At 61.7% G+C, this 13,729-nt stretch carries 11 protein-coding genes; 9 read left to right on the top strand and 2 right to left on the bottom strand.

Annotated features, from left to right (window positions below; translation table 11 throughout):
* From PHU01S_RS21890 to PHU01S_RS21875, 4 genes are all read left to right on the top strand, one after another.
* A partial coding sequence (locus tag PHU01S_RS21890) for a DEAD/DEAH box helicase (RefSeq protein ID WP_127509962.1) occupies positions 1-2,575 on the top strand: 2,575 nt, incomplete at its 5' end.
* A 90-nt stretch (positions 2,576-2,665) separates the two neighbouring features.
* Positions 2,666-3,256: a uridine kinase family protein gene (locus PHU01S_RS21885; protein WP_049868963.1), complete on the top strand. Its 591-nt coding sequence runs from the start codon at positions 2,666-2,668 to the stop codon at positions 3,254-3,256.
* A gap of 131 nt (positions 3,257-3,387) precedes the next feature.
* Positions 3,388-5,064 (top strand): glycoside hydrolase family 13 protein, encoded by a 1,677-nt coding sequence (locus PHU01S_RS21880; RefSeq protein WP_127509956.1) that lies wholly within the window; start codon positions 3,388-3,390, stop codon positions 5,062-5,064.
* A gap of 141 nt (positions 5,065-5,205) precedes the next feature.
* Entirely contained in the window at positions 5,206-6,186 is a 981-nt protein-coding gene (locus PHU01S_RS21875) for an aldo/keto reductase (RefSeq protein ID WP_127509954.1), read from the top strand.
* A 267-nt stretch (positions 6,187-6,453) separates the two neighbouring features.
* On the opposite strand, the gene PHU01S_RS21870 is transcribed toward PHU01S_RS21875, so the two are convergent.
* Both PHU01S_RS21870 and PHU01S_RS21865 read right to left on the bottom strand, forming a co-directional pair.
* Positions 6,454-7,131: an HAD family hydrolase gene (locus tag PHU01S_RS21870; protein ID WP_127509952.1), complete on the bottom strand. Its 678-nt coding sequence runs from the start codon at positions 7,129-7,131 to the stop codon at positions 6,454-6,456.
* A gap of 17 nt (positions 7,132-7,148) precedes the next feature.
* Positions 7,149-7,757: an NUDIX hydrolase gene (locus tag PHU01S_RS21865; protein WP_246029303.1), complete on the bottom strand. Its 609-nt coding sequence runs from the start codon at positions 7,755-7,757 to the stop codon at positions 7,149-7,151.
* 286 nt (positions 7,758-8,043) lie between these two features.
* Here PHU01S_RS21865 and PHU01S_RS21860 point away from each other — a divergent pair, with 286 nt between their 5' ends.
* The 5 genes from PHU01S_RS21860 (at position 8,044) to PHU01S_RS21840 (ending at position 13,727) form a co-directional block, all read left to right on the top strand.
* The gene (locus PHU01S_RS21860; RefSeq protein WP_127509950.1) at positions 8,044-9,462 is read left to right on the top strand and encodes an ABC transporter substrate-binding protein; all 1,419 of its coding nucleotides are present in this window, start codon (positions 8,044-8,046) and stop codon (positions 9,460-9,462) included.
* Between the two features lie 28 nt (positions 9,463-9,490).
* Positions 9,491-10,375, top strand: a complete 885-nt coding sequence (locus PHU01S_RS21855) for a carbohydrate ABC transporter permease (protein WP_127509948.1) — start codon at positions 9,491-9,493, stop codon at positions 10,373-10,375.
* Positions 10,369-11,259, top strand: coding sequence for a carbohydrate ABC transporter permease (locus PHU01S_RS21850; RefSeq protein WP_373864556.1), 891 nt, complete (start codon positions 10,369-10,371; stop codon positions 11,257-11,259). Before PHU01S_RS21855 ends, PHU01S_RS21850 begins: the two co-directional genes overlap by 7 nt.
* 111 nt (positions 11,260-11,370) lie before the next feature.
* Positions 11,371-12,954: a DUF4127 family protein gene (locus PHU01S_RS21845; protein ID WP_127509946.1), complete on the top strand. Its 1,584-nt coding sequence runs from the start codon at positions 11,371-11,373 to the stop codon at positions 12,952-12,954.
* 86 nt (positions 12,955-13,040) lie between these two features.
* On the top strand, positions 13,041-13,727 hold the full coding sequence (locus PHU01S_RS21840; protein WP_174806395.1) for an N-acetylmannosamine-6-phosphate 2-epimerase: 687 nt from the start codon (positions 13,041-13,043) through the stop codon (positions 13,725-13,727).
* The last annotated feature ends 2 nt before the right edge of the window (positions 13,728-13,729 follow it).

The raw sequence follows: 13,729 nt of genomic DNA, 5'->3' as shown, positions 1-13,729 counted from the left end.
GCCGGCGGAGCAGGCAGGCGCCGCTGCAAGCGCCTTGCCGGAGAGCGTGCTGCCGGTGCCGCCGGCCGTTTGGCCCCGCCTGCAGCCTCTGCTTCTGCAGGCGGCGGGCCTGAAGCTGGAGCATCGGGGAGCCGCATACGATGGTCTCCGCGAAGGAGACGGCGCCCCGGAGCTCGGCTTCCGTCTGGAGGAGGCGGCGGGCGGCGAGTACGAGCTGCGGGCGGACGGCCTGGCCGGCGTTACCGCTTTTCCCGCGTACGCCGCCGCCCTGCAGGGCAATGCGCTGCATCGTCTCGATCCGCAGCAGGCCATGCGGCTGGACGAGCTGCAGCGGCTGCTGGCCGACGCGCCGGAAGGGAAGCTGTCCATTCCGGAAGGACAGCTGGAGGCGCTTGCCGCCGGCGTGCTGCCGGAGCTGGCCAAGCTCGGCAGCGTGAAGCTGGACGCCCGCTTGGAGGAGCGGATGATCCGGCATCCGCTCAAGGCCCGGCTGTATTTGGACCGGGTGCGGGACAAGCTGCTCGCCGCCCTTGAATTTCAGTACGGAGAGATCGTCTTCAATCCGCTGGAGGACTTGCGCCAGAGAGGCGCAGGGGCCATTCTGATCCGCGATCCCGAGCGGGAGGCCGAGATCTTCCGGGTACTGGAGGAGCATAAGCCCGCTTCTACGGACGCAGGCTATTTTCTTTCGGGGGAAGAGGAAGAATACCAATTTCTTTACCGCACCGTGCCCAAGCTGGAGAAGCTGCTGCAGATCTACGCGACGAACGCCGTCCGCATCCGCATGCCGTCGAGCACCGCTCCGCCGCAGGTGCGGGTGGAGGTCGACGAGCGGACCGACTGGCTGGAATTCCGCTTCTCGATGGACGGAGTTCCGGCCGAGGAGGTCCGCCATCTGGTGGAGGCCGTTCAGGAGAGAAAGCCTTACTACAGGCTGCCTTCTGGAGCATTCGTTTCGCTGGAAGGCGACCGCTTCGCCGAGATGATCCGGATCATCCAGGACACGGGCATGGCAAGCCGGATCGGTCCGGACGGATCGTTCAAGCTGCCGCTGCTTCAGGGGCTGCCTCTGCTTCACCATGCTTCCGGCGAGGATGCGGGCATGCGGTTCGGTCCCGCCTTGCTTAAGCTGGCGGAAGATCTGCGCCATCCGGAGCGATTGGAATTCCAGCTGCCGGAATCGCTGGACAACGTGCTGCGCGACTATCAGAAGACCGGCTTCCGCTGGTTCAAGACGCTGGCCCACTATGGCCTTGGAGGCATTCTGGCAGACGACATGGGCTTGGGAAAAACGCTGCAGGCGATCTCCTTCCTCGTCTCCGTGCTGCCCGAGATCCGGGAGAGCGGGCGGCCGGCACTTGTCGTCTGCCCGTCCTCGCTGCTGTACAACTGGAGCTCGGAGCTGGAGCGCTTCGCTCCCGGCATGCGCGCCGTCATCGCCGACGGCTCCAGGAAGGAGCGGTCCGCCAAGCTGTCCCGGCTGGATGGCGTCGATGTCGTCATCGCCTCCTATCCGCTGGTGAGGCTGGATTCGGCCGATTACGACGCGCTTGCGTTCCATACGCTCATCCTGGACGAGGCGCAGATGATCAAGAACGATGTCACGAGCACGGCGCGGGCGGTCAAGCGTCTGAATGCGCGCCATCGGTTCGCGCTGTCCGGCACTCCGCTGGAGAACCGCTTGACGGAGCTGTGGTCGATCTGCGAGGCCGTGCTGCCGGGCCTGTTCGGCAGCCGCCGCGAGTTCCAGGAGCTGCGCAGCGAGGAGGTGGCGCGCATGATCCGGCCGTTCCTGCTCCGCAGGCTCAAGCGCGACGTGCTGAGCGAGCTGCCGGACAAGATCGAGACGATGCTGAAGACCGACCTGCTGCCGGAGCAGAAGAGGCTGTACGCCAGCTACCTGGTGAAGCTGCGGGCGGAGGCTCTGAAGCATATGGCCGAAGGCATTTTCGAGCTGAAGAAGATTCGCATTCTGGCGGGATTGACCCGCCTGAGGCAGATTTGCAACCACCCGGCCGTGTTCGTGGAGGACTATGCCGGCGGCTCGGCCAAGTTCGATCAGCTGATGGATCTCATCCGGGATTGCCGGCTGAGCGGACGCAGGCCGCTCGTCTTCTCGCAGTACACCGGCATGCTGGAGATGATTCGGCGGCGACTGACGGAGCAGGGCGTGTCCGCGTTCCTGCTCGAGGGCAGCACGCCGGCTCGCGAGAGAGTGGAAATCTGCCGCCGCTTCAATGCCGGCGAACGCGACGTCTGCCTGCTCTCGCTCAAGGCCGGCGGCACCGGCCTCAACTTGACCGGCGCCGACACGGTCATCCTGTACGACCTATGGTGGAACCCGGCATCCGAGCAGCAGGCGATGGACCGGGCGCACCGGATCGGTCAGGACAAGACGGTGCAGGTGTTCCGGCTCGTCGCCCGCGGCACGATCGAGGAGCGCATGCACGACATGCAGCAGCGCAAGCGCCGCCTCGCGGAGGAAGTCATCCAAGGAACGGCGGAGGCCGATATGCCGCTGCTCAATCAGGACGACATCCGGGAGCTGCTGGCGCTGCCGGGGGCAACTTCTTAGCAGGGCGTGTGGGGAGGATAGAGCCGAAATCCGATGTTCCCCCGCTGCAAAGCTGCCAACGATTACGATTTCCCATAAGGAGGCAAAAAGATGTCTTTAGAAAGCCTGCATGCAACAATCACGGATCGGCTGGGCCGCTTGGAGCGGCCGGTGAATCGGCCCCTTCTGATCGGCGTAGACGGCTGCGGGGGATCGGGCAAAAGCACGCTGGCCGAAGCCTTGAAGGCGAGCTGTCCTTCTCCGGTGACGATTGTGCATCTGGACGATTTTTATGTCCCGCCAGCGGAGCTGGACCGCAGCCGGCCTGAGTCGCTGCCCGTCGGAGCGGATTTCGACTGGCGGAGATTGAAGCGCGAGGTGCTGGACAGCGTCCTTGGAGGAGCGGACGGCAAGTATCAGAGGTACGACTGGGGGACGGAGCGCCTGTCCGACTGGCATGAGGTTCCGGCCTGCGGCACGCTCATCGTCGAGGGCGTGACGTCGACCCGCCTGGAGCTCGCGCCGCTCTACGACCTGACGATCTGGGTGGACTGTCCCCGGGAGGAGCGCCTGCGCAGAGGCCTGGAGCGCGACGGGGAGGAAGCCCGTGGACGCTGGGCGGCATGGATGGCGGCAGAGGACAGGTATGCCCAATCCCACAAGCCGATGGAGCGGGCCGATCTCGTCGTCGAGGGCGTCTGATCCGGAGCCGGACGTTGGGAACGGCGCTGATCGGGTAAGAATAGAAGCAGAAGCGTTCCGGCATCGGAACGCGGCTGCTTCTATTTCCTTTTGAGAGCAGGAGCAGATCCATACCGACAGGAGGCTGGCAGATGAAGCGAGCATGGTGGAAGGAAAGCGTCGTCTATCAGATTTATCCCCGCAGCTTCCAGGACAGCAACGGAGACGGCATCGGCGACATCCCGGGAATCGTTTCCCGGCTGGATTATTTGCAGGAGCTCGGCGTGGATGTCGTCTGGCTCTGTCCCGTCTATGACTCCCCCAATGACGACAACGGCTACGATATTCGCGACTATCGGCGCATCATGGACGAATTCGGCACGCTCGAGGACTGGGAAAGGCTGCTGGAGGATCTCCATGCCCGCGGCATGAAGCTGATCATGGACCTCGTCGTGAACCACAGCTCGGACGAGCATGCCTGGTTCTCGGAATCCCGCAAGTCCCGGGACGGCGAGCATCGCGATTACTATATTTGGCGGGACGGCAAGGGCGGAGCGGAGCCGAACAACTGGTCGAGCTTCTTCAGCGGCTCCGCATGGAAATACGATGGGGAGACGGATCAGTATTATCTGCATCTGTTCTCCTCCAAGCAGCCCGATCTCAACTGGGAGAACGGGAAGGTCCGCCGCGAGGTGTACGATATGATGGCCTGGTGGCTGGACAGAGGCATTGACGGCTTCCGTATGGACGTCATCAACCTGATCTCCAAGGTTCCCGGACTGCCGGACGCCCCCGGAGAAGGACGGTACCGTTCCGGCGCCGATTATTTCATGAACGGTCCGAGGGTGCATGAGTATTTGCAGGAGATGAACCGCGAGGTGCTGTCCCGCTACGACATCATGACCGTGGGGGAGACGCCTGGCGTGACGCCGGAGCAGGCGGCTCTGTACGTCGGCGAGGACCGCGGAGAGCTGAACATGGTGTTTCAGTTCGAGCATATGGACATCGATTCCGGACCTGGCGGCAAATGGGACGTGCAGCCTTGGAGGCTGACGGATTTCAAGCGCGTCATGGGCAAATGGCAGCGGGAGCTGCAGGACAGGGGCTGGAACAGCCTGTACCTGAACAATCACGACCAGCCGCGGATGGTGTCCCGCTTCGGCGATGACAAGAACTTCCGCAAGCAGTCCGCCAAAATGCTCGGCACGCTGCTGCACACGCTGCAGGGAACGCCCTACATCTATCAGGGCGAGGAGCTCGGCATGACCAACGTCCGGTTCGGCTCCATCGAGGACTACCGGGATATCGAGACGCTGAACATGTACAAGGAAGCGACCGGGGCCGGACGTCCCGCGGAGGCTGTCATGGCTTCCGTCTACAGCAAAGGAAGGGACAATGCCCGCACGCCTATGCAGTGGGACGGATCCGCTCACGGAGGCTTCACGACCGGCACGCCATGGATCGCGTCCAACCCCAATTACACGGAGATCAATGCGGAGGACGCCCGGAGAGATCCGGATTCCATCTTCCACTACTATCGCCGGCTCATCGCGCTCCGCAAGCAGCATGACGTCATCGTCTACGGCAGGTACGAGGCGCTGCTCGAGGAGGACGAGCGGATCTATGCGTATACGCGCATGCTGGATGGAGAGCGCCTGCTTGTCGTGCTGAACTTCTTTGGAGAGGAAGCCGACTGCAGCTTGCCGGAGAAGATACGATTCGAGAGCGCCGAGCCGCTCATCGGCAATTACGGAAATGGAGCGGATAGAGATTGGCGCAGCCTGAAGCTTCGGCCTTATGAGGCGCTCGTCCTGCGCTTGCAGGGCTGACGGCGGCGTCAGAGCCAAGGAGGGCGTTCCGATGGACGGGGAGGGCGAACCTTCTTATCTTTCCGCCGTCTTTTCCGCTTGACTTGGAGTTCACTCCAAGGAGTATAGTCGAGCTATCCCTTTTAAGGAGTGTGCCGACGCATGGACTATGTGAAACTTGGAAACACCGGCTTGGATGTATCCCGCATTTGCCTTGGATGCATGGGCTTTGGCGATGCCGACCGCTGGATTCATAAGTGGGTGCTCGATGAGGAGAGCAGCCGTCACATCATCAAGAATGCCTTGGAGCTGGGCATTAATTTCTTTGATACGGCCAACGTATACTCGGGCGGAACCAGCGAAGAGATCGTCGGACGCGCTCTCAAGGACTTCGCGAATCGGGATGAGATCGTCATCGCGACGAAGGTGCATGGCCGCATGCATGAGGGCGCCAATGGGGCCGGACTTTCCCGCAAGGCGATCATGAGCGAGATCGACAAAAGCCTGAAGCGTCTTGGAACCGATTACGTGGACCTGTACCAGATTCACCGCTGGGATTACCAGACGCCGATCGAAGAGACGATGGAAGCCCTGCACGATGTCGTGAAGGCCGGCAAAGCCCGATACATAGGGGCCTCCGCCATGTATGCTTGGCAATTCTTAAAGGCGCTTCATACAGCAGAGACTCACGGATGGACCCGGTTCGTATCGATGCAGAATCATTTGAATCTCATTTATCGCGAAGAAGAGCGGGAGATGCTTCCTCTCTGCAGGGAGGAGAAAATCGGCGTGATTCCGTACAGTCCGCTGGCAGGCGGAAGGCTGACGAGAGATGCGGGGGAAACGACTCTTCGTTCCGAAACCGATCAGATCGCCAGACAAAAATACGACGCCACCGCAGACGCCGACCGCTCGATCATCGATCAAGTCGCTTCCATAGCGGAAAAGCGCGGCGTCTCCCGCGTCCAGATCGCGCTGGCCTGGCTGCTGCAGAAGCAGCCCGTCACCGCTCCTATTGTCGGCGCTACCAAACTATCGCATCTCCAGGAGGCGGCGGCCGCTCTCTCGGTTTCCTTGACGCCGGAAGAAATCGCGTCGCTGGAAGAGCCGTATGTCCCTCACCGGGTCGTCGGAGCCCAATAAAATCGCTTGAGCGCTGGGGTCGGCGACCGGCGTCAATCTGGCTGCGGTCAAGGAAGCCCGCATCGGATAATGGAATGCGGGAACGTACTAAGCCGATGATCTCTGCTTCACGAGCTCGGCATCTGATTCGGCTCCCGCCTTTTAGTTCTCTATTTTCGCTATAAAAAAAGCAAGGCCGTCGGCTGGGTTTCCAGTCCGTCGGCCTTTTTTGTGGAGTCGAAACCTGGAGCAACGCTCCTTTTCGTCAAACCAGGATGCAGGAACGCATCAGGCACCGCTGCCGCCGGCAGCCTCCGCATTCAGCAGCTGCAGGAACTCTGCCGTGCTGCTGAACAGGCCGTCCGGCTCCACATCGTACTGAGCGCTTTGGAAAGTGGAGAGCCAGCGGACGCCGAAGGTGCGGACGCCCGCGGCTTTGCCGGCCAGAATATCCGCGTTGCTGTCGCCGATGAAGACCGTTTCCGCCGGGGAGGCTCCGAGCTTGCCCAGCGCCAGCAGAATTCCTTCCGGATCCGGCTTCGGCTTGTCCACATCGTCTCCCGTTACGGAAATGGCGAAGCAGTCTGCTATGTTCAGGGCTTCGACTGAAATATCGTAGGCTCTCCGGCTCTTGCCCGTAATGACGCCCATCGCAATTCCTTTGCCGCGGAGAATGTCCAGCAGAGCGGCGACATCGGAGTCTCCCGTCATCGTCCCGTCCCGGTGGCCGTTTTCATAGACGGCATAATAACGCCGAATCGCTTCCTCCGCGGAATGTCCGGCCGGAATATTTCTCCGGATGATATCGTCCTCCGTCGGTCCGAACATGGCCACGATATCTTCATTCGTCAGATCCTGATCCCCGAATTGCTTGAATACCGCTTTGAAGGCGCTGAACGAAAGCGGCAGCGTGTCGGCGAGCGTGCCGTCAAAATCGAATAGCACCAGCTTGATTGTCTTCGTCATTGGGGCCACATCCTTTTTTAGCGCTGCTCCTCCTGAACGGTCTGCTTCACGATCAGCTGCACGAGCTCATGGTCATCCAGGGCGTGGGGGGCCTGATCGGGCTCCGCCCAGATTCGCGCGGTGCATTCATGCATGCCGTTGAAGGGCAGGCGCTGCTGAACATCGGCCTTGTAAAAAGCCTGATAGGCTACGAGCGGATATTTTCCCTGGGGATCGAACAGTGGATTGGCTTCGTGGCTGACCCGGATCAGTCCCAGCAGGGATGGGCGGCCGCAGCGGACGCATCCCTCCTCCATGCACTCCCGAAGCAAGGCCTCCTCCGGCGATTCCCCCTCCTCCACATGGCCGCCGGGAAGGTTCCAGCCTCTGCCGCTTACCTTCACGAGGAGAATATGGCCGTTATCCGTGCACACTCCATGGACGCTGGTCACGATCTGTCCGGCATCCGGCACGGCCCCCGGCAGCCACGTCAGCCTGACCAGATGGCCTCCCCAGTCGGCTTCGATTGTTGACGTTCCCATCTTCATGCTCCGCCTCGCTTTCTCTGCTGCGATGAACGCCTGCCTGCCGTATCGTCCGGAAACGACGCTCTCGCTCTCGTACCCGTCGGTCCCAAGACGAGTCAAGCGGCTTCCAGGTTTCACCGGGATGATGAACCTTCCTCGATTTTTCGATGCTCAAGACTTCCTTCCAATGTCCTTATTCACCTTATGGAGAAAAAATTCTCCAGAAAAATCAAAAATTCTGGATAATAATGCTTCTCAAAGCGGAGCTCTGTTGCTATACTCTAAGCAAGATTTACCAATTCCACATTTTCCTCAACTTGGTTGCGAACGGCATGGTTCTCTATTCTCCCGTTTTCTTCGTACTTGTCCTGCAAGTCTATGAAATCAAGAGAGGGTGGCTCATGGTATGGTGAAGCAAACAGAAGGCAAGGAAAAGGCGGTCAGGCATCACACGGCGGCTCAGGAATCCCTGCGTCGTCCGTCATCCGCAGCGCTGCGCAAGGCCGCGACGGCGGGAACTCTTGGAGCGCTGCTCCTGCTGAGCGCGGCCTGCGGCAACAACGGCAACAACAGCGCGGGCAACGACGGAGCCGCATCGCCCGCTCCGACGGCCGGAGCGAGCACCGCTCCGAGCGGCAGCCCGGCCCCCGCCAAGGACGTGAAGCTGGAGTTCTGGACGATCTCCCTCCAGCCGAAGTTCAACGACTTTTTCAACAAGCTGATCGACGAGTACGAGCAGGGACACCCCGGCGTCACCATCGATTGGAAGGACTATCCGTATGACGCCATCCAGGCCAAGCTGCTGGCCACCGCAGGCGGCAAGAACTCGCCCGACGTCGTCAACCTCAACACGGAATTCGCCAGCCAGCTTGCCTCCAAGGGCGCTCTTGCCGACCTCAATCCGCTCATCGGCGACGAGGTGAAGACCAGCTTCTTCGACGGTATTTACAACTCCACCGTATTCGACGGCAAAGCCTATGCTCTGCCATGGTATACCGGTACTCAAGTCCTCTACATGAACACCAGCCTGGTCAAGAAAGCCGGGCTCGATCCCGCCAATCCTCCCAAAACCAAGGAGGAGCTCTATGAGTGGTCCAGGCAGATCAAGGCCAAGACGGGCGCTTCGGGGTACGCGACCCAGTTCGGAGCCAACATCCTGCCGAGCGAGGGCGTTCCGATCCTGGACGAGGCGCGCACCGGCGCAGCCTTCAATACCGATGCGGGCGCCGCAGTCGTGCAGCAGCTGAAAACTCTCGTGGACGAGGGCGTCATCGTCAAGGACGACGCCAAGTTCGACAAGCAGATCCAGTATTTCTCCAGCGAGCAGGTGGCCTTCGAGCTGTCCGGTCCATCCTTCATCAACTTCCTCAAGACATCCGCACCGGATGTGTACAAAAACACGATCGCGGTGCCGCTGCCTACGGGCAAGGCGGATCTGCGCTATTCCAACTCCATGAATCTCGTCGTGCCGAAAGGCTCCAAGGATCCGCAGGCAGCAGCCGACTTCGCCGCCTTCGTTACGAACGCGGACAATCAGACCGCCTTCTCCAAGGATTCCAACACGCTGCCGGCGACCAAGAAATCGATCGAGGATCCGTTCTTCTCGGAATCCGACAATACGCTGGAATCCCAGGCCAAGATCGCTTCGGCTCAAAGCCTTGACAAGGCTCAGGAGTATTACCTGGGCATACCGGCAGCGGGCGACATCAATACCGCCGTCTCCAAGGAGCTGCAGAACATCATCCTGAACGGCGGCGACGTCAAAAAGGGGCTTGAAGCGGCAGCGGCCAAGGTGAACGAGGCTATCAAAGCCCCAACCAAATAACCGAACACATTTAGGACGGTGAACTGGCATGCGCAGAAGAACCCTCGCTTCCGATGCGCTTCCGGCCTGGAGCTTCATGGCTCCGGGCCTTCTCGTTATCGGAGTCTTCGTTTTGTTTCCCATCCTGTACAGCATCCCTCTCGCGCTGACCAACTACTCGGTGCTCGGCGAGACGGATTTCGTCGGCCTGGACAACTTCGTCAAGGCGTTCAAGGACGACAGCTTCATCGCTTCCCTGCGGAATTCAATGACGTACGTCATCGTCGTTCCGGTGCTGCAGCTGCTGTCGATCCTGATGGCGATTCTCGTCAACAGCCGCATTCCGGGCATCAAGGCGTTCCGGGCGGCCTACTACATTCCGGTCGTCACGTCGATGGTCGCGGTGGCGCTCATGTGGAACTGGCTGCTCAGCCAGAACGGCCTCGTCAACTACATCCTGCTTGAGCTCGGCATCATCCACGAGAAGATCGGCTGGCTCTCGACCAGCTCGACCGCTCTCTATGTGCTCATGTTCATCACCTTGTGGAAAGGGCTCGGCTATTACATGATGCTGTATTTGGCGGGCCTCCAGGCCATTCCCACCGATCTGTACGAGGCCGCGATCGTGGACGGAGCCTCGGCGGCGCAGCGGGTGAGGCATATTACGATTCCATTGCTGCGTCCGTACGTCTTCTTCTGCAGCCTCATTTCCCTCATGGGCGCGATCCGCGTCTTCGACGAGATGTTCGTGCTGACGAACGGAGGACCCGGCAACGCGACGCTGACCTCCAGCCTCTATATTTACCAGGAGGGCATCACCAAGCTGAATTACGGCTATGCTTCGGCGCTCGGGCTGATCGTCAGCGTCATCGTCGGCGTTGTCAGCATCGTCGTATTCCGGGTCAATCAGAAAGGCGGGGTGAATCCATATTGATGAATCAACCGAGTATGGGCCGCTCCGTCCAAAGCCTTGAACGAGAGAGCCGGCGAAGCAGGCGGCTGCGCCGGATTGTGACGCTGTCGGTCGGATATGTCCTGCTGCTGCTTCTGGCCTTGTTCATGATGGGGCCGTTTCTCTGGCTGCTCAGCGTGTCTCTCATGCCGGGGAAAAACGTATTCGCCTTCCCGCCGCCGATCTTCCCGACCTTCGTCAAGCTGACCAACTACACGGAGGTTTGGGGGTTCATCAACTTTCCCAAATACATCGGCAATACGCTGATCATCACTGCGCTCGGCCTCGCCCTCAACCTGGCGCTGTCCCTTACGACCGCTTACCCGCTGGCCAAAATGCGCTTCAAAGGCCGCTCGCTCGTCTTCGCCATCCTCGTCTCGACGATGATCATCCCGTCGTCGACGGCGCTCGTCGTCCACTACTTGACGATCGGCTGGTTCGGCCTCATCGGATCCTATATCGGCGTCGTGCTTCCGTCGGCCGTATCCGTGTTCAACATCTTCCTGATGCGGCAGACGTTCATGGGCGTGCCCGACGACATCCGCGACTCGGGCAAGATCGACGGCGCCTCCGAGGTCCGGATCTTCCTGCGGCTCATGGTGCCGATGGTGAAGCCGGGCATCGCCGTCATCCTGCTGCTGGAATTCATGGCGTACTGGAACAACTTCCTGTGGCCGATCGTCGTGCTCGACGATCCCGGCAAGTATCCGCTTGCGGCGGCGCTGACCTATCTGAACGGCCAGTTCGCCTACAACTTCGGCTGGATCGCGGCCGGCACGATCCTGTCGGTGCTGCCGATCATCCTCGTGTTCCTGTTCACGCAGCGGTACTACATGGAAGGGATTTCGGGAGCGGTGAAAGGATAGGAGACGCATGGACGAGGCCGCTCTCCCCTGATCGGAGAGCGCCAAGGGAGGGACGAGGCCGGCAGCGCCGGGCCGAAGCCGCCATGCGGGAAGAAAGGAGCTGACGACGTTATGCATCCGACATCGGGCCCGAAGGCGAAGGTCGTATACCTGCCGCTGGACGAGCGCCCCTGCAACTATGATTTTCCTTGGCTGCTGTCGCGCGGGAGCGACCTGGAGCTTGTGCGTCCGCCGCTGGAGTGGATGGGCGACAAGAAGAAGCCGGGCCGCATCTCCGAGCTCGGCGATTGGCTGGAGCGGGAGGCGGCAGACGCCGAAGCGGCGATCGTGTCCATCGACACGCTTCTCTACGGCGGCATCGTTCCTTCCCGGCTGCACCGGCTGGGCGAGCATGAGGCCGCCGCTCCGCTGGAGAGGCTGCGCCGCATCCGCCGAAGCAATCCTTCGCTCAAGCTGTACGCCTTCCACCTCCTGATGAGATGTCCCCGCTATTCCAGCTCCGACGAGGAGCCGGATTATTACGGGGAGTGGGGACGGGAGCTGTTCCTGCTCGGCTATTACGGACACCGGGAAAGGCTGGGTGAAGCCTCGGCGGAGGAGCTGGCCGAGCTGGAGGCGATCCGGGCCCGGCTGCCGGGAGACATCCGCGACGACTACCTGCAGCGGCGGGCTGTCAACGCGGCCGCCAACCGGGCCTCGCTGGAGCTTGCGGCGGACGGCACGCTCGATTTCCTCGCGCTGCCCCAGGACGACGCCGCCCCTTACGGCTGGACGGCTCTCGACCAGCAGGCGGTGCGGGAGCGGATCCGGGAGCTGGGAGCCGAGCTGCGGACGCTCATGTATCCGGGAGCGGACGAGGCGGGCTGCACGCTGCTCGCCCGGCTCGTCAACGCCAGGCACGGTGCGGTTCCGCTCGTCTACCCGAGATATTCCAGCACGCGGGGTCCGTTCGTGACGCCGCTGTATGAAGACCGTCTGCTCGGCGAGAGCCTCAAGCTCCATATCCTTGCGGCGGGCGGCCTGCTCGCGGAGAGCGCCTCCGATGGGGATCTCGTGCTGCTCGTGAATTCGCCGGGAGACAGGATGGGGGAGGCCAACGGACAGCTGAATCCGGATGCGGGTTATGACGTGCAGCGCAGCATAGCGGAGCTCGTGGAGTACGGCAGCTATGCGGTCGGCCGGCTGCGCAAGCCTGTGGGGGTCGCCGACGTCGCTTATGCCAACGGTGGCGACTTGCAGCTGCTGCGCCTGCTCGGCAGGAAAGGCATGCTGCCCCGCCTGGCCGGCATCGCCGGCTGGAACACGAGCGCGAACTCCATCGGCACCGTGCTCGCGCAGCTGATGGTATATGCCCGGTTCGGCTGCACGGGCAGCCACGCGGACTTCCTCGGGCTGCGCATCGCGGAGGACTACGGCTACTGCTCCGGCATTCGCCGCCGGCTGGCCGACGGACCGATCAAGGAGCTCGGCATGGACTATTTCGCGGTGGACGGGCAGCGAGGCCGGGCTGCAGCCATGGTCCGCGAGGAGCTGGAGCGGTTCCTGGAACGGGAGCTGGCGGGAAGCGGGCTTTCCGTGAAGGTCGGAGATTGCCGCATGCCATGGAGCCGGATGTTCGAAGTCGGGCTGTCGGTCCATGCCGAGATGGCTGCGCCGTCGGCGATATCGATGGAAGGTTCGCGGTATGTGCAATAGACGAAGACGGAGGGTCGGCGAGCGGGAGCGATCCATGGAGCAGGCGGCGGCATCCGCCGACAACAACGAGGCAAGGGGATGACGGCATGACGACTTTGTGGGGGAAGGTGAAGGGCGGGCTGATCGTCTCCTGCCAGGCGCTGGAGGGAGAGCCGCTGCACGGAGCGGGCATGATGGCGAGGATGGCGCTTGCGGCGGAGCAGGGAGGAGCCGCCGCTATCCGGGCCAATTCGGGCGCCGATGTGGCGGAGATCAAGAACGGGGTCGCCATCCCCGTCATCGGCATCGTCAAGCGCGATTATTCCGGCTCTCCGGTCTACATCACGCCGACGATAAAAGAAGTGGATGAGCTGGCGGATGCAGGGGCGGATATGATTGCATTCGACGCGACGCTCAGGCAGCGGCCGGGCGGCGCCACGGTGGAGCAGCTCATCCGCCATATGCACGGCAGGGGTATCCCGGCGATGGCGGATATCTCCACGCTGGAAGAAGCGCTTGAAGCCGAGCGGGCCGGAGCCGACTGCGTCTCGACGACGCTTGCCGGTTATACGCCTTATTCCAGAAGCCTCGACGGTCCGGACTTCGAGCTGGTGGAGAAGGCGGCTGCCAGCCTGCGGATTCCAGTGTTCGCCGAAGGGCGGATCAGCGATCCGGACCAGGTGGAGAAGCTGCTCGGCCTGGGAGCCTGCGCCGTCGTCGTCGGGTCGGCGATTACCCGTCCCCAATTGATTACAGAGCGGTTCGCCGCAGCCGCCAGAAGGAGTGTCCGATAGAG

This window comes from Paenibacillus humicus NBRC 102415 (genome assembly GCF_004000905.1).
Classification (GTDB): domain Bacteria; phylum Bacillota; class Bacilli; order Paenibacillales; family Paenibacillaceae; genus Paenibacillus_O; species Paenibacillus_O humicus.
This window is presented reverse-complemented; position numbering and strand designations above follow the sequence as displayed.